Origin of the sequence: Stutzerimonas degradans (assembly GCF_024448505.1) — a bacterium.
Classification (GTDB): Bacteria; Pseudomonadota; Gammaproteobacteria; order Pseudomonadales; family Pseudomonadaceae; genus Stutzerimonas; species Stutzerimonas degradans.
The window spans coordinates 324,243-344,107 of sequence record NZ_JAMOHV010000003.1 but is presented as its reverse complement, the minus strand read 5'-3'; the positions used below and the strand labels follow the sequence as shown (position 1 = coordinate 344,107).

Genomic DNA, 19,865 nt, shown 5'->3' with positions numbered 1-19,865 from the left:
AAGCCCCCCCGCATCGCTGTGCGCACGTGCACGCGGGCACCCTCGCGCGTCACGGCGCCGTACCTGTTTGCGGCCAATCCAGCGTCTACTCCCACCGCTCCCCTACTCCTCTTCAGCCTTGCCCTGCTCCGCCTGCAGGCCCAGCCAGTGCTGCAACAGCGTCGCCAACGCGGCGCGCTCCACGGGTTTGGCCAGCACATCATCGGCGCCGAGCGCCAGACAGCGCTGGCGCTGCTCCTCGCCGGCATCCTCGACCAGGGCGATGATCGGCACCTGGCAGCCGTGTTCGCCCTTGAGCGCGGCGGGCAACATCACACCTTCTGCGTCCGCTCGGCTCATGTCCAGCAGCACCAGATCGAAGGCACCCTCGGCAAACCGTGCCAGCGCCGACTCGGCACTGGTCACCGGCTCAACCTGCAGGCCCAGCTGATCGAGATCGGCACTGAGCGAATAGATCAGCCGCACGTCGTCGCCGACCAGCAGCACCTGACGACCCAGTTCCGGGCGCGGAGTCTGGTGCATCGTCTCGGACCTCTCCGTCGCCGAGGCCTGGCGCACCAACTCGCCGATGCGCTCGGGGCTGTCGGATTTCGCCAGCAGCACCGCCGAATAGCGCCGCAGACGCTGTAGCTGCTCGTCGTCCAGCGGTGCCTGGCTGCTCACCAGCACCAGCATGCCCTGCAGCGGCCGCAGGCGCTCGAGCGCCTCGAGCAGCTCCAGGCCGTTGCCATCGGCCAGATCGAAATCGATAGCCAGCGCACTGAACGCCTGCTGGGCGAACGCCAGGCGCGCCGACTCACTGTGCCCGGTGGCCGTCACGCTGTAGCCCAGCGTCTCGAAACAGTCGCGAATCTCCCGTCGCCGCTGCGGATCGCCTTCGACCAGCAGCAGGCGCAGCGGGTTGTGGCCCTGGCGGCGCAGCTCGATGAACAGTTGTTCGAGCGTCACCCGGTCGACCGGCTTGGTCAGGTAGCGCGCGTCATCGTCGTGCCAGTCGCCCGGTTGCGGCACGCTGGAAATGATCGCGACCGGCAATCCCTGCAAACGCTCGTCGGCGCGCAGCTCGCGATAGACCTGCCAGCCGCTGATATCCGGCAGCAGGATGTCGAGTATCACCGCTGCGAAACGCCGTTCGCGCAGCATCGCCAGTCCTTCGTTGCCGGTGGCGCAGCGCGTGCTGACGAAGCCGTGGCTCTGGCCGACTTCATCGAGCAGCGCGGCAAACACGCCATCGCCCTCGACAATCAGCAGGCTCGGCTCGTCGCCGCGTGGCCGCTCGGTGCTCGGCAGCGCCAGGCGACGCTCCGGCAGCGGCAGCTCGACGGTGAAGCGCGAACCCTGTCCCGGCTCGCTCTGCAGCTCGATCCGGCCACCCAGTACGGTCACCAGCTGCTGGGTGATCGCCAGCCCCAGGCCGGTACCCCCGTAGTGCCGGCTGATCGAGCCATCGATCTGCTGGAAGGCCTGGAAGATCCGCTCATGCTGGTCCCGGGCGATACCGATGCCGGTGTCGCGCACCTCGATCTGCAACGTATCGCCACCACTCGCGCCGCCCTGCGCAAGGCAACGCACCAGCACCTGCACCTCGCCGTGCTCGGTGAACTTCAGCGCATTGGTCAGCAGGTTATGCAGTATCTGCCGCAGGCGCAGGCGGTCGCTTTCCAGCCGCTCGGGAACGTTGGACGCCACTTCCAGCGTCAGCTTCAGGCCCTTCTGCTGCGCCATCGGCGCCAGCGCCGCCTCGGTCTCGGCCAACAGGTCGCGCAGATTCAGCGGCTCGAGCTTGAGCTGCAGGTGCCCGGCCTCGATCTTGGCCAGGTCGAGCACGTCGTTAATCAGCTGCAGCAGATCGTGGCCGGCGCGGTAGATGATGTCGGCATGCCGTACCTGCTTGTCGGTGAGGTTGCCGGCGCCGTTCTGACGCAGCTGGTCGCTGAGGATCAGGATGCTGTTGAGCGGCGTGCGCAGCTCATGGGACATGTTGGCCAGAAATTCCGATTTGTAGCGATTGGCGACCACCAGCTGGTCGGCCTGGTCACGCAGGCGGCGCTCGGCCGCCTTACGATGGCTGATATCGATGATCACCGCCTGCACCAATTGCTCGTCGCCGCTGCGCAGCGGCGACAGGCCGATCTCCACCGGCACCTGGCTGCCGTCGCGATGGCGGCCGAACAACTCGCGGTTGCCGCCCATCCGCCGCGGTTCGGGATGCGCAACATATGCCTGGCGAACCCCGCGGTGAGCCTCGCGCGCCGCTTCAGGCAACAGCAATTCGACCGGCTGGCCGAGCAGCTGCTCGCGCTCATAGCCGAACAGCAACTCGGTCTGGCGATTGACCATGACAATGCGTCCTTCGCTGTCGACCAGCACGAAGGCATTGGGCGACGCCTCGACCACGTTGCGGAATCGCTCTTCGTCGCGCTTGCGCGCCTGCAGGTCGAGCAGGTTGAGCACGTAGTAGCGCGCCTCGTCATGGTTGAAACTGGTCAGGCTGAGCGCAACCGGCACCGGGTTGGCGTCCTCGCGCAGCGCCTGGGTTTCCTGCTGATGGAGCCCGCTGCGTTGGGCCAGCGAATCGCCGCCCAGCAGGAACGGCAGGTAGCGGCTGACCCGCTCGCCGGCCAGCAGCCCGGCGTTGGAGCCGAGCAGGCTGGCGGCGCTCTGGTTGGCCAGCTCGATCCGTCCGGCGGCATTGCACAGCAGGGTGGCCACCGGCAGTTGCTCGATGAGCTGGCGAAAGCGCGCCTCGCGTTCCTGCGCCTGCACGCTCAACCGCTGGCTGGCCCGCAACGCGCGCTCGCGCAGATAGAGATAGCCGCCTATCAACAGCGAGAACAGCGCAGCCGCGAGCAGCGGCGACACCAGATCGAACGTGCGATTGCTGTGGCGCAGCACCGCTTCGTACTCGGGCGTGCTCGCCACCTTCAGCTGCCAGCTGCGGCCATACATGTAGATGTTGCGCGTGCGCTGGAAGCCGGCCTCCTCATTGGCCGGCCGGCGCCCGGCGAGCAGCGGCACGTCGGGTGCAGCGGCGTCCCGTAGCTGCAGTTGCAGCGCGCTGCTGCGCGAACCGAGGATGCCTTCCATCAGGTCGGTCAACCGGAAGGCGCCATGCAAGGTACCGACAAAGGCGCTGCGCCGCTCCTCCTCGGTAGTGGTCGGCGCGTTGGTACGGTACAGCGGCAGGTAGAGCAGCACGCCGGTCTGCACGTTCTGCTCGGTTTCCTGCTTGAGCCGCAACGGCCCGGTCAGGACCGGATTGCCGCTATCTCGCGCCGCTGCAGCGGCCTCGCGGCGGAACGTCTCGCTGAACAGGTCGAATCCCAACACCCGACGGTTGCGCCAGTCGACGGGATGGATGTAGTCGACGATCAGGTATTCGTCGCGCACGCCGGGCGGATACATGCGAAAGCGCTCGCGTCCGGACTTGCGGATCGCCTTCAGTTGCGCCTCGATCGTCTGACTGGTGGCATAGCGCGCCAGCGCCACGGCCTGGATGCCCGGGTAGAAATCCTGCAGCTGCAGCTGATCGGCCGCGCGCATCCAATCGTCCAGGGAAACGCTGTCGCTGCCCGCGACCAACCCGGCGACACCGCGCAGGACCATTTCATAGGCACGCATGCGCTCGCGCAGCGTGTGCTCGATGTCATCGACGGCAAAGGTGAAGCGCTGTTCCTGCTCGATGCGGTTGCGCGTTTCCTGAGCATGCCATTGCCAGCCGATCCATCCACCGAGCCCCGCCATCAACGCCAGCGTGACGAACAAAGGCAGCCAAGGCTTGCGGGAATGGAGAGCGGGACGATCATCCATTCGACCTCCTCTGCGCCATTACTGGCGTGCTTCAAGTGCTTGAGAGTCACGAAGCGGACAGAGGTTCCGTGCGACGAACGGAGGGGCGGATTTCATGACGCCGGCTTTCCGGCAGCGGCGGAGCCATTGCGGCTCCGCCGGATATTGCGGGGGGTTACAGCGGACGCAGATTGATCTCGACGCGGCGGTTCTGCGCGCGGCCGGCGGCCGTGTCGTTGCTGGCGATCGGCTGGCTCGGGCCGACACCCGAGGCGGAAATGCGCGAGGACGGCACGCCGTTGCTGATCAGGTAGGACGCCACGCTCTGCGCGCGACGGTTGGACAGGTCCTGGTTCAGCTGCAGCGAGCCGGTGCTGTCGGTGTGACCGACGATGTCCACTCCGTTCTTGTCGAACTCCTTGAACACCTGTACCAGCGAATTCAGCGTCGGATAGAAGTTGCTGGAGATGTCCGCCGAGCTGCTGGCAAAGGTGATGTTGCCCGGCATGATCAGGGTCAGGTTGTCGCCCTCGCGCTGCACCTGTACGCCGGTGCCCTGCAGCGTCTGGCGCAGCTTGGCTTCCTGGGTGTCGACGTAGTAGCCGTAGCCGCCACCGGCCGCGCCACCGACTGCCGCGCCGATCAGCGCGCCCTTGGCGCGGTCCTTCTTGCTGGAAGTCGCCGCACCGATCACCGCGCCGCTGACCGCCCCGATGCCGCCATAGATACCCGCCTTGCCGGCTTCGCGCTCACCGGTGTAAGGGTTGGTGGTGCAACCGACCAGCAGGGCAACGGCCACCGCAGCGGCGGTCAAGTTCAGCTTTTTCATATGGACTTCCTTCGTTTCGTCAGTGACCAGGGCGCGCAACATGCCGGCGCTCCCCGAACGCAGCGCTAGATTAACACCGGCCAGCGCCGCAGGACTGCAACCAAGGCAGCAGAACCGCGCGGCGCGCGGCGCACCGGTTCATACCTGCCGCTGCAGCGCCCGCCCTTGGGCGAGATAGGCCGCGAACTCCGCCTCCGGCACCATGCTGCCACCGGTTCCCCAGACCAGATGCGTCGCGCGCGCCAACCGCGCCGGATCGACGCCGATCCGCTGCAGGTAAACGGGCGCGCGCAGCACGCGCTGCAGGCCCGGCATCCCCGCCAGCGCCGAAGGCTCCAGGCGCACCTGCTCCAGCTCCCAGGCGTTGACCAGCAGGCGCGAGAGCGTCTCGTCGGTGACCGTGTAGTAGCCGTCGATCAGCCGTTGCATGGCCCTGCCGACGAAACCGGACGGCCGCCCGACCGCCAGCCCATCCGCCGCGGTGACGTTGTCGATGCCGAAATCCTGCACGCTGACCGCATCGTGCAGCCCGCTGTAGACGCCTAGCAGCATGCACGGCGAGTGGGTCGGCTCGGCGAACAGGCAATGCACCGCATCGCCGAAGGCCAGCTTGAGACCGAAGGCGACCCCGCCGGGGCCGCCGCCGACGCCACACGGCAGATAGACGAACAGCGGGTGTTCGGTATCGACCAGGATGCCGGCCTGCTCGAACTGCCGCGCGAGGCGCTCGGCGGCGACCGCGTAACCGAGGAACAGCTGCGGCGAGTTCTCGTCATCGACGAAATAGCAGTTCGGATCGCCCGCCGCCTGTTCGCGCCCCTGGGCCACCGCGACGCTGTAGTCCGAGGCGTATTCGACCACCGTCACGCCGCTGGCCCTGAGCCGGTCCTTCTTCCATTGGCGGGCGTCCGCCGACATGTGCACGGTCGCCTGAAGGCCTAGCCGGGCACTGACAATGCCGATCGACAGGCCGAGATTGCCAGTGGACCCGACAGCGATACGGTAGCGGCCAAAGAACGCCCGGGCGGCGTCGCTGGCCAGCGCGGCGTAATCATCGCCGGGACGGATCAGGCCGGCTTGCAGCGCGAGATCTTCGGCGTGCTTGAGCACTTCATGGATACCGCCGCGCGCCTTGATCGAGCCGGAGATGGGCAGCTGGTTGTCCGCCTTCAGCCACAGCGCGCCGCCCGCGGCCACGCCGATCTCGTCCAGCAGCTGGCGCCCCAACGTCGGCAACGGCACCAGCGGCGATTCGATGATGCCGCCGGCCGCCGCGGTTTCCGGGAAGACCTTGGCCAGATAGGGCGCGAAGCGCTGCAGGCGGGCGCTGGCCGCGGCAACGTCCTCCGCCGTCAGGCCGACATCGGCCAGTGCCGTCGCGGTCGGTGCGATGGCCGGGTTGAACCACGTGGTTTCGCGCAGGGCCAGCAGCTCGCTGAGCAGCGGATGGCTGGCGCACCAGGCTTCGAGTGTCTTGCCGTGAATCATCGGAGGGCTCCTGTCGACGGTGTGTACCGACCCTAACAGGAGCCACCCACCAGCGTCAGCCGCAGCGTCAGAGCGCCGAGATCGCCGCGTGCCCCTCCTCCAGCCAGCGGGCGATATCCAGGCGGATGCGCTTCTTGTCCAGCTTGCCGACGCTGGTTTTGGGAATCTCGCCGACCACCGCGATCTGCTGCGGCACCGCCCACTTGTTGATATGCCCCTGCGCCACGGCGGGCTCGAGGAAGGTCTTCAGCGCCTGGGCAGTCAGCGTCTGTCCTTCGCGCAGCACCAGCAGGGCGAACGGCCGCTCGCCCCAACGCTCGTCCGGCACGCCCACCACCGCCACTTCGCGGACCGCCGCGTGCTGGCTGATCAGCCCTTCGAGCGCCAGCGAGGAAACCCACTCGCCGCCGGTCTTGATCACGTCCTTGAGGCGGTCGCGGATATCGATGTTGCCCATCTCGTCGATCACCGCCACATCGCCGGTGTGCAGCCAGCCGCCCGCCCAGAGCTCCTCGCTCTTCTCCGGCTCGTTGAAATAGCCCTGGGTCAGCCAGGGCGCGCGCAGCACCAGTTCGCCTTGCGCTTCGCCGTCGGCGGGCAGGAAGCGGCCATCCGGCGTCTGGATCGCGGCGTCCACCAGCACCACCGGCACGCCGGCCTTGAGCTGATAGGCGATACGGGTCTCGTCATCGGCGGCGAGCAGCTCGTCGTTAATGTGCGCACCGGAGATCAGCGGGCAGGTCTCCGACATGCCATAGGCGGCGATCAGGTTCATCCCGCGGGCACGGGCCGCGTCGTAGAGCCCGCGCGTCAGCGCACTGCCGCCGATGGTGATCTTCCAGCCGGCAAAGTCCACGTCCTGCGCGGCCTTGGCATTGAGCAGCATCTGCACGATGGTCGGCACGCAGTGGGAGAAGGTCACCTGCTCGCGGCGCCACAGCTCGATGAGGAAATCCGGGTCGTAGCGCCCCGGATACACCTGCTTGAGCCCGAGCATGGTGGCGACGTATGGCAGGCCCCAGGCGTGCACGTGGAACATCGGCGTGATCGGCATGTAGACGTCGCCGGCGCCCATCAGCTGCGGATTCTCGCGACAGCCGACAGTCACCGCCGCCGCCAGCGTATGCAGCACCAGCTGACGATGGGTGAAGTACACGCCCTTCGGATTACCGGTGGTGCCGGTGGTGTAGAAGGTGGTGGCGACCGAATCCTCGTCGAAGTCGGGGAAGTCGTAATGCGGCTCGGCCGCCGCCAGCAGGCTTTCATATTCGCCTACGCAGCCCGGCAGATCAGTCGTGACGGCCTCGCCGTCGGTGAGCAGCAGGGTCTTCTCCACGGTGCTCAGCTGCCCGGCGATGGCCTGGTAGAGCGGCACGAACTCGCTGTTGACCAGCACGAAGCGGTCCTCGGCGTGATTCATGGTGTAGAGGATCTGGTCCGGCGACAGGCGCACGTTGATGGTGTGGACCACCGCGCCGATCATCGGAATGGCGAACATGCATTCGAGGTAGCGGTGGCTGTCCCAGTCCATCACCGCCACCGTATCACCCGGTTTGACGCCAGCAGCGGTCAGCACGTTGGCCAGTCGCGCGATGCGCTGGTTGAGCGTGCGGTAGTCGAAACGCAGCTGGTCGCGGTAGACGATCTCGCGGCTGCGCTCGTAACGCAGCCCCGACAGCAGCAGGCGCTTGATCAACAGAGGGTACTGATAGGCGGTCGCGGCGGGCTTGATCACGCGGGTCTGCAGCATGAGGGCATCCTTTTTCTTGGAGTTGTAGGTGCACTCTAGAGCGTCGCAAGCGGGGCAAAATCAGTCCAAAGTAGGATTTTTCCGTCGAGCGGCCATGGCGCTTCAGCCAATTTCGCTGAGCGCCAGCCGTGCGCCGAGCGCGATCAGCACCGCTCCGGTGGCACGATCGAACCAGTGCCCCATGCGCGCAAAGCCAGCGCGCACGCGGGCCCGGCTGAACAGCCAGGCCACCAGCAGGAACCAGCAGATCGTCGCGATCGCCAGATAGGCACCGTAGCCGGCCTGCACCAGCAGCGGCGTATCGTGGTTGATCACCACCGTGAATAGCGACAGGAAGAACAGCGTGGCCTTGGGATTCAGGCCGTTGGTGACGAAGCCCATGGCGAAGGCGCTGCCGGCCGAACGTACCGTTCCACCGGCAGCCGTCACGTCGGTCGGCGCCTGCGGCCGGGCACGCAGCGCACGCCAGCCCAGATAGAGCAGATAGGCGGCCGCCAGCCATTTGAAGAGGTTGAACAGGACGATCGACTGCGAGACGATCAGGCCGATCCCGAGCAGCGAGTAGGCGACATGCAGGAAGATGCCGCAGCCGACGCCCAGCGCCGTCCAGCTGCCGATCCGATGCCCCTGCGTCACGCTCTCGCGCACCACCACCGCGAAATCCGGTCCGGGGCTGGCCACGGCGAGCAGATGCACCAGCGCTACGGTCAGAAACTCCATCCAGTACACGATCTATCCCTCGCTCATTCGTCTCGGGCTGTATTTTCGACCAGTCCGTGCCACTTCGAAAGGTACAGTTGATGACCCTTTATCGCGCCGTTTTCCTCGATCTCGCCCCGCTTGACCAGGGTGATCTCGATCTCGCCCCGCTGCGGACCGCCTTCGACGAGCTGATCTGCCACACGCAGAGCGCGCCGCAGGAGATCGTCGAGCGCCTGCAGGGCGCGCAGGTGGCGATCGTCAACAAGCTCGCCCTGACCGACGAAACGCTCGCCCGCTGCGCCGACCTCAAGCTGATCCTGATCGCCGCCACCGGCACCAACAATGTCGACCTGGAATCGGCGCGCCGGCGCGGCATCACCGTCTGCAACTGCCAGGCGTACGGCACGCCGACCGTGGCCCAGCACACGCTGATGCTGCTGCTGGCACTGGCTACCCGCCTGCCGGACTACCAGGCCGCCGTCGCCCGCGGGCGCTGGCAGCAGAGCGGGCAGTTCTGTCTGCTGGATTACCCAATCGTCGAGCTGGAGGGGAAAACGCTCGGCCTGCTTGGTCACGGCGAACTCGGCAGCGCCGTGGCGCGCCTGGCCGAAGCCTTCGGCATGCGCGTCCTGACCGGCAACCTGCCGGGGCGTCCGCCACGTCCGGGACGCCTGGATCTGGAGGAGCTGTTGCCGCAGGTCGATGCGCTGACACTGCATTGCCCGCTGACCGAGCAGACCCGCAACCTGATCGGCGCGCGCGAACTGCAGCTGATGAAGCCCAGCGCATTTCTGATCAACGCGGCGCGCGGCGGGCTGGTCGACGAACAGGCGCTGGCCGACGCCCTGCGCCGTGGCCACCTGGGCGGCGCGGCCACCGACGTGCTGACCAGCGAACCACCCAGCGATGACAATCCGCTGCTGGCCGCCGATGTGCCACGGCTGATCGTCACGCCGCACAGCGCGTGGGGCAGCCGCGAGGCACGCCAGCGCATCGTCGGCCAGCTGGCGGAGAACGCCACGGCATTCGCCGCCGGCACGCCGACGCGGCAGGTGAACTGAAGCGACGGGCGCTGATGGCGGTGGGTAAAGGCTGTTAAGCTCGCCGCTTTTTCCGGAGGCCTCATGGACCCGCGAAGCGAAGTAATGCTGCGGCAGGCGCAGCTGTTCGACGGCAAGCTGCTGCTGGCCGGATTGCCGGCCGACGACCTGCTCGGTCAGCTGCCGCAGGCGTCCGGCTGGAGCTGGCATGCGGGCGAGCAGCAGCGTCTGCAGCGGCGTTTTGCCGGACGCTGCAGCTTCGGCGTCGATGCGCCGGCCGGCAACTTCGAGGCCGCCGTGCTGTTCCTGCCCAAATCCCGCGAGCTGACCGAGTACCTGCTGCAGACGCTGGCCGCGCGCCTCGCCGGCCGCCCGCTGTATCTGGTCGGCGAGAAACGCGCCGGCGTGGAGCGCGCCGCGCGCCAGCTGGCCGCCTTCGGCCATGCACGCAAGCTCGACAGCGCGCGGCATTGCCAGCTCTGGCAGGTGCAGGTCGAGCAGACCCCGGCCCACCCCGAGCTGAGCGCGCTGGCCGAACGCTTCCAGCTGGAGCTGGCGGACGGTCCGCTGCAGGTGGTCAGTCTGCCCGGGGTGTTCAGCCACGGCCGGCTGGATCGCGGCAGCGCCCTGCTGCTCGAACACCTCGACGACCTGCCCGCGACCGGCCGACTGCTGGACTTCGGCTGCGGCGCCGGCGTGCTCGGTGCCACCCTGAAGCGGCGCTATCCGCAGAGCGAGCTGTTCCTGCTGGACGTGGATGCCTTCGCCCTCGAGAGCAGCCGCCTGACCCTGGCCGCCAACGGTCTGGAGGCGACGCTGATCGCCGGCGACGGCATCGACGCGGCGCCGTTCGAGCTGAGCGCCATCGTCAGCAATCCGCCGTTCCACCACGGCGTGCACACCAGTTACGAGGCCAGCGAAGCGCTGCTCGAACGCGCCGCGCGGCACCTGGCCGCTGGTGGCGAGCTGCGTCTGGTGGCCAACGCCTTTCTGCGCTATCCGCCGCTGATCGAGACCCATCTGGGCCACTGCCAGACCCTCGCCGAGGCCGACGGCTTTCGCATCTACCGCGCCGTACATCAGCCGTAGCGGTTGCGAAACCCGTAGCGCTTGGGCAAACTCGCGCCCGTCCCTGGGGGAGTAGTCTCGGGCGAGCGCCAGCCCGCCTGGCATGCGTCAACACACTTGATCGGCAGATCATGGCGCATGCGACCCGCGCGATCGTGACCACCACGTTTCGCCGTCGGTTTGACAAGACCCATGACATGAACACCTGGCCCGGGGCGGGCAGGTCGTGCATGTCATGGTGTTCATGTCGACCCGCCCTGAGGAATATCGCTTGGAATCGTTCTTCATCCCCACACTGATCGTTGCGCTCGCCGAGATCGGCGACAAGACGCAGCTGCTTGCCCTTCTGCTCGCCGCCCGCTATCGGCGCCCGTGGCCGATCATCTGGGGTATCGTGGTCGCCACGCTGGCCAATCACGCGGCTGCCGGTGCTGTGGGCAGCTGGGTTTCGGGGCTGTTCTCGCCCGCCGCACTGAGCTGGATTCTCGCCGCCTGCTTCGCCGCCGTCGCGCTGTGGACGCTGATGCCAGACAAGCTGGATGAAGACGAAGCCAAGCTGGGCCGACCCTATGGCCCCTTCGTCGCCACGGTGATTGCCTTCTTCATTGCAGAGATGGGCGACAAGACGCAGATCGCCACCGTGATGCTCGCCGCCCAGTACCCGGATTTCCTGCTGGTCATTCTCGGCACCACCGCCGGCATGCTGATCGCCAACGTGCCGGTGGTGCTGGTCAGCCACTTCGCCGCCGACCGCCTGCCGCTGACGCTGATCCGCCGCGTGGCCGCCGCCGGCTTCGGTCTGCTGGCGCTGTATGCCGTGTACGAGGCGCTGAAGCTCAGCGGCATGCTCTCAGGCTGATACGCAGCGCAAATCCGCGAATCGGGGGAGCTGCTAGAGTGCTCAGCCGCAGCACCCAGCACCCCGAGGAGACCGGCTGCATGTCAGCGGATGGACGCAAGAAACGAGTCTGCACTCATATCGATCTGAGCTGGAACAAGGGCCGACTGGCCCTTTCCGAGCAATTGCAGAGCCGCTATTTCAGCTACAAGAGCTCGCTGCTCAGCCAGCCGCTGAACGCGGCCGGCTTCGCTGAGCTGGTGCGCGCGGTTCGCGGCGCGATGCCGGACCTGGAAGTGATGGTCGATGAGTGTCTCTGCGAAGGCCACAAGGTCATCACCACCAGCACGGTGATGGGCACCCTGACTCAACCGTTGCTGGGCTGGCCGGCGAGCGACAAGATTCTCGCCATCGCGGCGGTCAGCACCTGGACGCTGAACAGCGCCGGCGACATCGAGGAAATCAGCACGCTGATCGATCTGGAAAATGCGCGCCTGCAGCTCGGGCTGCATAGCGCGCTCTCCGGTTTTCTGCCGGCCAGCTGAGCGCCGGCCGGGCGCTAGTCAGCGACGCGCCTGCTCGTATAGCGGCATCACTTTCGGGATATTGGCCTTGAGCGTCGCGGTACGCGTGCTGGAGGACGGGTGGGTGCTCATGAACTCAGGCGGCGCCGAACCGCCCGCCGAGGCCATTTTCTCCCACAGGGTCAGCGCCGCGTTGGGGTTGTAGCCGGCGCGCGCGGCCAGCTCCAGACCGATCAGATCCGCCTCGTTCTCGTTGCCCCGGCTGTTGGGCAGCGTCATCAGATATTCGACGCCCATGTTCGCCAGCTGCAGGCTGCCGCTACCGACACCCATCGCCGAACCGAGCTGGGTGGCCATCTGCACGCCATAGGCCTTGGACATCGCCTCGCGGCCGTGCTCGCGCAAGGCGTGGGCGATCTCGTGGCCCATCACCGCGGCGATCTCGTCGTCGCTGAGCTGAAGCTTCTCGATCAGCCCGGTGTAGAAGATGATTTTGCCGCCCGGGCCGCAGTTGGCGTTGAGTTCCGGGCTGTCGATGACATTGACCGCCCAGTCCCACTGCGCCGCATCCGGGCGGAAAACCGGGACCTTGGCGATCAGGCGCTGGGCGATGGCGTCGACGCGCCGCGTCATTGGCCCGCTCTTGGCCAGCACGCCCTTGCTGGAGGCTTCGCTCAGCGTCTGCTGATACGACTGGGCATACATCTGGTTGACCTGTTCGGTCGACAGCATGCTGAACATGTACTGCTTGCGGTCGACGCCGACGGCACCGCCGCTGGTGGTGTTGACGGCCTGGCAGCCGGCCAGCAGCGCGGCGGCGATCAGCACGGACAAGGGTTGCAGCTTGGGCATGGAGCGTTCTCCGGGGAAACTGCGCGGTAGATTAGAGCGGCGTCGACGCTCAGGCAACCGAGGCTGTTGGGCGGCCGCCGGCGGCGGTTCGACAACCGGCTGACGATCGTTCGACTGCCTCAGTTGGCCGGCGTCAGGCACTCGGGCGCATCGAGTTGCGGGTCGTTGACCAACGTCGCCAGCGGGCGCTCGCGCAGCGCTGGCTGCACCTGACCGAGCAGTGCCTGCAGGGTCTGCGGCGAAGCCTGCGGGTCGAGCCAGGCAGCCTGCGCGGCCTCGTCGAGAATCAGCGGTCGCCGCTGGTTGGCGGCCGCGACGGTGACCACCGCGGCGCTGAGGTAGGTGTAACCCTCCACCGGATAGGCCTCCCACAGCGCCGCGAAGTACATCAGCGAGCCTTCGGCGGTCATCCAGTACGGCCGCTTGCGCGCCGTGCCGCGCCATTCATAGAAGCCGTTGGCCGGCAGCAGCCCGCGGCGCAGGCGGAAGGCTTCGCGGAACATCGGCTGTTCGGCCAGCGTCTCGGCACGCGCCTGCGCGGGCGTGCGGGTCAGATCGCTGAGCCAGGCAGGCGTCAGCCCCCAGCGCACGCGATCGAGCCTGAGGCCGTCCTCACACCTACGCAACAGCAGCACCTGTGCGCCCGGCGCAAGGTTCCAGTGCGGCGCCTGCTCGGCGGGAAACCCGGGCAACGCGGCAAACGCCGGGCTCCAGCGGAAAAAGGCATAGCGGCCACACATAACGGCACTCGTCAGCAGATCAGTTCGCCGGGATAACTCTGCGGTTCATCGTCCGGCAGCGGCAGCGCGCCATTGTACGCGGCGATCAGCTGCTGCGCCCTCGCGGCGTCACGGTCCGCCACCATCAGCCCGAGCAGGCCGATCGCCGGCAGCTCGCCCACCGCCCCGACCAGATGGCCGCCGGCAAGAAACGCCTCGACGCCCTCATCGGCCAGCATGCCGGTGAGCATCTGCGCCTCCAGCAGGTCGCGCGGCTCGTAGATGCGCTGCATCACTCGTCCTCCCGGCGAACCTGCAGCTGCCAGTCTTCGCCATCGACGCTCAGATCGAATACCGCCGGCCGGCAGCACACCGGACAATCCTCGACGTACTGCTGATCGCCGCCGCTCAGATCGAGCAGCGCCTCGGCCGATTCGCCGCAGTACGGACATTGGTAAAGCTGTGATTCCAGCATGGACGTCTCCCTCGTGACTTGCCGCTATAATCGCCGTCCAGTTTCAGCCCACTACCGCAACTCGCCGTGACAATCCGGCAGGCACGGCCGGACAGCAGGCTCGGGGCGCATCCGCGTTGGCGCGGGTCATGCGCCGTCGCCTTCCTACTGTATAGCGCGTCCGTGTCGCAGTGAGGTCGCGCGGTCTTGCGCCGTTTCCTTCCAACCAGAGAGCATGATGGACGAATTCGAAGCCATCCGACCCTATGCCGACGCCGAAGTACCGGCAGTCATGTCCCGCCTGTTCACCGATCGGGACTTCCTCGACATCCTGCTGCGCTTTCGCTTCCCGCGGCTGGCCAACACCTTCGGCTGGCTGCTCAAGCCGATCATCGCCCATCGTCTGCGCCGGGAATTCGCCACGATCGATTCGGTCGACGCGCTGCAGCACAAGATCGAAGCCTACGTCGACCGGACCATCGAACGGGCCACCGACGGGGTGACCTATTCGGGCGTGCAGCACCTGCAGCCCGGACGCGCCTACCTGTTTCTCGCCAATCACCGCGACATCGTGATGGACCCGGCCTTCGTCAACTACGCGGTCTATCACGCCGGCATCCGCACCCCGCGCATCGCCATCGGCGACAACCTGCTGCAACGCCCCTTCGTCAGCGATCTGATGCGGCTGAACAAGAGCTTCATCGTGCGCCGCTCGATCACCACGCGACGCGAGAAGCTCGCGGCTTACCAGGTGCTCTCGGCATACATCAACCACTCCATCCGCGAGGACGGCGAGTCGGTATGGATCGCCCAGGCCGAGGGACGCGCCAAGGACGGTGATGATCGCACCGACTCGGCCATCCTCAAGATGGTGCACATGAGCCGCAAGGACCAGCCCTTCGCCGAGGTGCTGGCGGCGCTGCAACCGACGCCAGTGGCGATCAGCTACGAATACGACCCCTGCGACCTGGCCAAGGCGCGCGAGCTCTACACCCGCGCCACCACCGGCAGTTACACCAAGGCGCCGGGCGAGGACGACGCCAGCATCGCGCTCGGCATCACCGGCTACAAGGGCCGGGTACACGTGCACTTCGGCGCACCGATGAGCCAGGTGGCGGATGATCCGAAGGAGCTGGCCGCCGCCCTCGACCGCGAAATTCTCTGCGGCTACCGGCTGTTTCCGGTGCACTACTTGGCGTACCGCATGTGGGACGCGCAGGATCCCGCGATCAGCGTGCCAAGCGCGGCCGAGCTGTTCGAACCGGCCGAGCTGCAACGCGCCGAGGCGCAGTGGGGCGCGCGCCTGGCCGCCTGCCCGCCCGAGCAGCAACCCTACCTGATCCAGCAGTACGCCAACCCGGTCCGCAACCAGTACCGTCTGAACGCCGGCCTGCCCCTCTGAAGGGGGCGCCGCGCCGGCGCTCCCGCTGTCCATGCCGTGCCGTGCCAATTGGCAAGAGGCACGGCTGCATTATTGATGCCGCTGATGCTCCGCCCTTCGCCGGATCGGCTTGACGTGGGGGGCTCCCCACCCTCACCCTCCGAATACCCCCGAAGCGGCGAACTAGAGCCTCCGCCCAGGCGGCGAAGGCAATTCGAGGGGCCCGCCACCAGCCTGCGCCGCGCGCGATGAGGGTTCGCATGCGGCACTGCGCAGGCATTTCGCCGGGACACAACAACAAGGATCACAGGACCACAACGATGCGCACGACACTTTTCAAATTGGGGACTCTTTCACTCGCCCTGTTGGCCGGCAGCGCCAGCGCGGCGGTATCCGAGGCGGACGCCGCCAAGCTCGGCGACAGCCTGACCCCGGTGGGCGCCGAGCGCGCCGGCAATGCCGCCGGCACCATTCCGGTCTGGACCGGCGGTCTTTCCGTGGATGCCGCGCCGGTGAGCGCCGAGGGTTTCGTCGGCGATCCGTTCGCCGCCGACCAGCCGAAGTTCACCATCACCGCACAGAATTACGAGCAGTATCAGGACAACCTGAGCCCCGGCCAGATCGCCATGCTCAAGCGCTATCCGCAAACCTATCGCCTGCCGGTATACGAAACCCGCCGCAGCGCCGCGCTGCCGCAGCACATCTACGATGCCGCGGCGCGCAACGCGCGCAACACCACGCTGGTGCGTGGCGGCAACGGCCTGGAGAACTTCGACACGGCACTGGCCTTCCCGATCCCGCAGGACGGCCTGCAGGTGGTCTGGAACCACATCACCCGCTATCGCGGTGCCTCCGTGCGCCGCGTGATCGCACAGGCCACACCGCAGGTCAACGGTAGTTACAGCCTCGTCAAATTCATCGACGAGGTGGTCTACGCCAATACCCTGACCGACTACAACGCCGAAAAGCATGGCAACGTGCTGTTCTACTTCAAGCAGCAGGTGACCGAGCCCTCGCGCCTGGCGGGCAATGTGCTACTGGTGCACGAGACCCTCGATCAGGTGAAAGAACCGCGCATGGCCTGGATCTACAACGCCGGCCAGCGCCGTGTGCGCCGCGCTCCGCAGGTGGCCTACGACGGCCCCGGCACGGCGGCCGACGGACTGCGCACCGCGGACAATCTGGACATGTTCAACGGCGCGCCGGATCGCTACGAATGGAAGCTGGTCGGCAAGCGCGAGCTGTACATTCCCTACAACTCCTACCGCCTGGACTCGCCGCAGCTGAAGTACGACGACATCGTCAAGCCCGGCCATATCAATCAGGACCTGACGCGCTACGAGCTGCACCGCGTCTGGGAAGTCGAGGCGACGCTCAAGCCGGGCGACCGCCACATCTACGCCAAGCGCCACCTGTTCATCGACGAGGACACCTGGCAGGCCGCGGTGATCGACCACTACGACGGCCGCAACCAGCTGTGGCGCGTTGCCGAGGCGCATGCGCAGCAGGTCTACAACGTGCAGGTGCCGCTGTATGCCGTGGAAACCCTGTATGACCTGATCTCCGGGCGCTATCTGGTGATGGGCATGAAGAACGAGGAGAAGACGCCTTACACCTACAACTACAAGGCCAACTCCAACCAGTACACCCCGGCCGCCCTGCGCAACGCCGGCGTCCGCTGAGGCACAGGAAGAACGCCCCGGGGACCGGGCGTTCATTCCGCCAGCACCAACTCGTAGGAAACGAAAAAGCCCGCAATTGCGGGCTTTTTCATGGGTGCGGCAAGTGCCTCGTCAGCACTTACTGGGCCAGCAACTGACCGATGCTCTGGTCCTTGAACACGCGGGTCAGCGCATCGCTCAACACGTCGCTGACCAGCTTGGTATTGGTCTGCTCGTTGGGCGCCATGCCGAAGCGCTGATTCAGCGAGGCGCCATAGCGTCCGCTGTAGCGGCGACCGGAGTTCTGCACGTCGACGCGCAGAGTTGCGCCGATGTTGGCCTCGGTGACGTACAGGCCTTCCTTGGGCGACTGGTACTTCAGTTCGGCCAGGGTCAGCGTCAATTGCGGTGCGTTGTAGGCATTGGGCGAAGGTGTGAAGCCCAGCAGGCGCACGGCCGCTTCGGTCTGCGCCTGCAGCTTGGGCAGCAGTTTCTCGCTCGGCACGATCACCGCGCTGGTTTCCGGGTACAGACCGCCACGCGTACCCAGCGTGGGCGACGGACGTCCGTCGACAACCCGCACGACGACCGGCTGGCCCTGGCCGACCGGATTGATGGTGCCCAGCAGTTTGGGGCTGGGATCGAGCTGCTGCGGGCTGTGGGCACAGCCTGCGAGAGCCAGTCCAATAACCGCGACAAGTCCGAACAACAGGCGCTGCAGCATGCTGTTTTTCTCCAAGTGAGGGGGATGACGAACGCGGCGCAGTATACCGGGCGCTTCCGTACCCCGACAGTGATGCGCTTCAGACCGACCGGCCGGCCGGCGCGTTCCGTCATTCGCCTGTCATCGACACCTGCGATAAAGCGCGCACCGCTTCCGTTGAGGTGTCCGATCATGAACTTCCTGCGCCGCCTGTTGCGCCTGCGCTCACGCCAGCACTACGCATTCGTCGACGAGCAAGGCTGCTGTCGCATGCTGTGCACCGCCACCAACCGCCCGCGGGGCCATCGCTGGATCGAAGTAGGCGAAGTCCGGCTCGACTGGATCGGCCGCCCGTTGCCGGCCGACGCGATCCTCGCAGGCCGCTGAACCGGCCAAGGTCGCAACACCTGCAAAAAAAAACCGCCCTGCCTCCAGGAGACAGGGCGGTTTTTCGTTCAGCCAAAGAACGCGGCAGTGATCAGTCCGCCAGGCCCAGACGCTTGTCCGACAGCGCGCTGATCTCGCGATAGGCCGTCGCGTCGCTTTGCAGCTGGTTTTCGCGTGCCGGGAAGATCTCGCCCAGCTTGGTCGACCAGGCCTGCGACCGGTACTGCTCGGGGAAGCAGCGCTCGATCAGCTCGAGCATGATCGAAACCGTCACCGAGGCACCCGGCGAGGCGCCGAGCAGCGCGGCGATGCTGCCGTCCTTCGCGGCAACCAGTTCGGTACCGAATTGCAGGATGCCGCCCTTCTTCGGATCCTTCTTGATGATCTGCACGCGCTGCCCGGCGATCTCCAGACGCCAGTCCTCCGCCTTCGCCTCGGGATAGAAACCGCGCAGGGTTTCCAGGCGATCTTCCATGGACTGCATCACTTCCTTGATCAAGTAGCGGGTCAGATCCATGTTGTCGCGCGCCACCGCCATCATCGGGCCGATGTTGCTGGGGCGGATCGACAGCGGCAGATCCATGAAGGAACCACGCTTGAGGAACTTGGTGGTGAAGCCAGCGTAGGGGCCGAACAGCAGGGACTTCTTGCCATCGACTACGCGGGTATCAAGGTGCGGCACCGACATCGGTGGGGCGCCGACCGCGGCCAGGCTGTAGACCTTGGCCTGGTGCTGAGCGACGATTTCCGGGTTGTCGCAACGCAGCCACTGACCGCTGACCGGGAAGCCGCCGAAACCCTTGCCTTCCTCGATGCCGGACATCTGCAGCAGCGGCAGTGCAGCGCCACCGGCGCCGAGGAATACGAAGCCGGCAGCCACTTCACGGGACTCGCCGCTGCGGGTGTTCTTGATGTCGACCTTCCAGCCGGTCGCGGTGCGCGCCAGGCCGGTGACTTTCTGGTTGTAGGAAACCTTGACGCCGGCGCTGCGCGACAGATAGCTGAGCATCTGGTTGGTGACTGCGCCGAAGTTGACGTCAGTGCCGTTCATCGCACGGGTTGCGGCGATCGGCTCGTCGGCCGCGCGTCCCGGCATCATCAGCGGCATCCACTCGGCCAGCGTGGCACGGTCTTCGGAATAGACCATGTCGGAGAAGGCGTGGTGGGTCTTCAGCGCATCGAAGCGGCGCTTGAGGAAATCGATGTTCTTGCTACCGCGCACGAAGCTCAGATGCGGTACGGCATTGATGAAGTCGCGGGGAGAGCCGAAGCCTTCGCGATCGGCGAGATATGCCCAGAACTGCTTCGAGACCTCGAACTGGGTATTGATATGGACGGCCTTCTTGATATCGATCGTGCCGTCCTTGCTGTCGGGGGTGTAATTCAGCTCACAAAGCCCCGCGTGGCCAGTACCGGCATTGTTCCAGGGATTGGAGCTTTCGATGGCTCCGGATTCCTGCAGTTCGACGATCTCAAGCTTGATGCTGGGGTCGAGTTCCTTGAGCAATACCGCGAGGGTAACGCTCATGATGCCGGCCCCCACCAACACCATATCCACTGCTTCGCTATCGTGTTGCGTCATTAACGCGTTCTCCAGAATCACAGCATTAAACTGTCACGTCCGCAGTACGCGGCCGCGTATAACCCACCAGCCAGACGGCCAGAAACGGAGGAGGTCTC

Annotated in this window: 18 protein-coding genes and 1 riboswitch; of the genes, 7 read left to right on the top strand and 11 right to left on the bottom strand. The window is 66.4% G+C overall.

The window, feature by feature from the left end; all coding sequences use genetic code 11:
- Positions 1 to 102: 102 nt before the first annotated feature.
- The 5 genes from NAV27_RS06810 to NAV27_RS06790 all read right to left on the bottom strand — a co-directional run bounded on the left by NAV27_RS06810 (position 103) and on the right by NAV27_RS06790 (position 8,585).
- Positions 103 to 3,810, bottom strand: coding sequence for a CHASE domain-containing protein (locus tag NAV27_RS06810; RefSeq protein WP_102827546.1), 3,708 nt, complete (start codon positions 3,808 to 3,810; stop codon positions 103 to 105).
- Positions 3,811 to 3,964: 154 nt separating this feature from the next.
- Positions 3,965 to 4,618 carry a YiaD family glycine zipper/OmpA-like lipoprotein gene (locus NAV27_RS06805; protein ID WP_102827547.1) on the bottom strand — a complete coding sequence of 218 codons (654 nt, stop codon included), beginning with the start codon at positions 4,616 to 4,618 and terminating at the stop codon, positions 3,965 to 3,967.
- Positions 4,619 to 4,756: 138 nt separating this feature from the next.
- On the bottom strand, positions 4,757 to 6,106 hold the full coding sequence (dsdA, locus tag NAV27_RS06800; protein WP_102827548.1) for a D-serine ammonia-lyase: 1,350 nt from the start codon (positions 6,104 to 6,106) through the stop codon (positions 4,757 to 4,759).
- 67 nt (positions 6,107 to 6,173) lie between these two features.
- A complete protein-coding gene (locus NAV27_RS06795; RefSeq protein ID WP_102827549.1) occupies positions 6,174 to 7,856 on the bottom strand; it encodes a fatty acid--CoA ligase in 1,683 nt (560 codons plus the stop codon).
- Positions 7,857 to 7,958: 102 nt separating this feature from the next.
- A complete protein-coding gene (locus tag NAV27_RS06790; RefSeq protein WP_043295861.1) occupies positions 7,959 to 8,585 on the bottom strand; it encodes a LysE family translocator in 627 nt (208 codons plus the stop codon).
- A 71-nt stretch (positions 8,586 to 8,656) separates the two neighbouring features.
- On the opposite strand from NAV27_RS06790, the gene NAV27_RS06785 reads away from it, so the two are divergent.
- The 4 genes from NAV27_RS06785 (at position 8,657) to NAV27_RS06770 (ending at position 12,049) form a co-directional block, all read left to right on the top strand.
- Positions 8,657 to 9,619 carry a 2-hydroxyacid dehydrogenase gene (locus tag NAV27_RS06785; protein WP_102827550.1) on the top strand — a complete coding sequence of 321 codons (963 nt, stop codon included), beginning with the start codon at positions 8,657 to 8,659 and terminating at the stop codon, positions 9,617 to 9,619.
- A 63-nt stretch (positions 9,620 to 9,682) separates the two neighbouring features.
- Positions 9,683 to 10,687: a methyltransferase gene (locus NAV27_RS06780; protein ID WP_102827551.1), complete on the top strand. Its 1,005-nt coding sequence runs from the start codon at positions 9,683 to 9,685 to the stop codon at positions 10,685 to 10,687.
- Between the two features lie 41 nt (positions 10,688 to 10,728).
- A riboswitch (yybP-ykoY riboswitch) is annotated at positions 10,729 to 10,910 on the top strand.
- A gap of 27 nt (positions 10,911 to 10,937) precedes the next feature.
- Positions 10,938 to 11,525 (top strand): TMEM165/GDT1 family protein, encoded by a 588-nt coding sequence (locus NAV27_RS06775; protein ID WP_102827742.1) that lies wholly within the window; start codon positions 10,938 to 10,940, stop codon positions 11,523 to 11,525.
- 80 nt (positions 11,526 to 11,605) lie between these two features.
- The gene (locus NAV27_RS06770) at positions 11,606 to 12,049 is read left to right on the top strand and encodes an ester cyclase (protein WP_037019936.1); all 444 of its coding nucleotides are present in this window, start codon (positions 11,606 to 11,608) and stop codon (positions 12,047 to 12,049) included.
- 18 nt (positions 12,050 to 12,067) lie between these two features.
- Here the strand turns inward: NAV27_RS06770 and NAV27_RS06765 are convergent, their stop codons facing one another.
- The 4 genes from NAV27_RS06765 to NAV27_RS06750 form a co-directional block, all read right to left on the bottom strand.
- Positions 12,068 to 12,880 carry a M48 family metallopeptidase gene (locus tag NAV27_RS06765; RefSeq protein WP_102827552.1) on the bottom strand — a complete coding sequence of 271 codons (813 nt, stop codon included), beginning with the start codon at positions 12,878 to 12,880 and terminating at the stop codon, positions 12,068 to 12,070.
- 119 nt (positions 12,881 to 12,999) lie between these two features.
- Complete coding sequence (locus tag NAV27_RS06760; RefSeq protein WP_102827553.1) at positions 13,000 to 13,620, bottom strand: SOS response-associated peptidase; 621 nt, start codon at positions 13,618 to 13,620, stop codon at positions 13,000 to 13,002.
- A gap of 11 nt (positions 13,621 to 13,631) precedes the next feature.
- Entirely contained in the window at positions 13,632 to 13,892 is a 261-nt protein-coding gene (locus NAV27_RS06755) for a putative signal transducing protein (RefSeq protein ID WP_003287235.1), read from the bottom strand.
- Entirely contained in the window at positions 13,892 to 14,074 is a 183-nt protein-coding gene (locus NAV27_RS06750; protein ID WP_102827554.1) for a CPXCG motif-containing cysteine-rich protein, read from the bottom strand. Before NAV27_RS06750 ends, NAV27_RS06755 begins: the two co-directional genes overlap by 1 nt.
- 214 nt (positions 14,075 to 14,288) lie before the next feature.
- Here NAV27_RS06750 and NAV27_RS06745 point away from each other — a divergent pair, with 214 nt between their 5' ends.
- Positions 14,289 to 15,455, top strand: coding sequence for a 1-acyl-sn-glycerol-3-phosphate acyltransferase (locus NAV27_RS06745; protein ID WP_102827555.1), 1,167 nt, complete (start codon positions 14,289 to 14,291; stop codon positions 15,453 to 15,455).
- A 299-nt stretch (positions 15,456 to 15,754) separates the two neighbouring features.
- Positions 15,755 to 17,116 (top strand): DUF1329 domain-containing protein, encoded by a 1,362-nt coding sequence (locus NAV27_RS06740; RefSeq protein WP_102827556.1) that lies wholly within the window; start codon positions 15,755 to 15,757, stop codon positions 17,114 to 17,116.
- A 118-nt stretch (positions 17,117 to 17,234) separates the two neighbouring features.
- Here NAV27_RS06740 and NAV27_RS06735 read toward each other — a convergent pair whose 3' ends face one another.
- Complete coding sequence (locus tag NAV27_RS06735; protein ID WP_043295853.1) at positions 17,235 to 17,819, bottom strand: YajG family lipoprotein; 585 nt, start codon at positions 17,817 to 17,819, stop codon at positions 17,235 to 17,237.
- A gap of 171 nt (positions 17,820 to 17,990) precedes the next feature.
- On the opposite strand from NAV27_RS06735, the gene NAV27_RS06730 reads away from it, so the two are divergent.
- Positions 17,991 to 18,185, top strand: coding sequence for a hypothetical protein (locus tag NAV27_RS06730; protein ID WP_043295852.1), 195 nt, complete (start codon positions 17,991 to 17,993; stop codon positions 18,183 to 18,185).
- Between the two features lie 91 nt (positions 18,186 to 18,276).
- Here NAV27_RS06730 and mqo read toward each other — a convergent pair whose 3' ends face one another.
- Positions 18,277 to 19,788 carry a malate dehydrogenase (quinone) gene (mqo, locus tag NAV27_RS06725; RefSeq protein ID WP_102827557.1) on the bottom strand — a complete coding sequence of 504 codons (1,512 nt, stop codon included), beginning with the start codon at positions 19,786 to 19,788 and terminating at the stop codon, positions 18,277 to 18,279.
- Between the last annotated feature and the right edge of the window lie 77 nt (positions 19,789 to 19,865).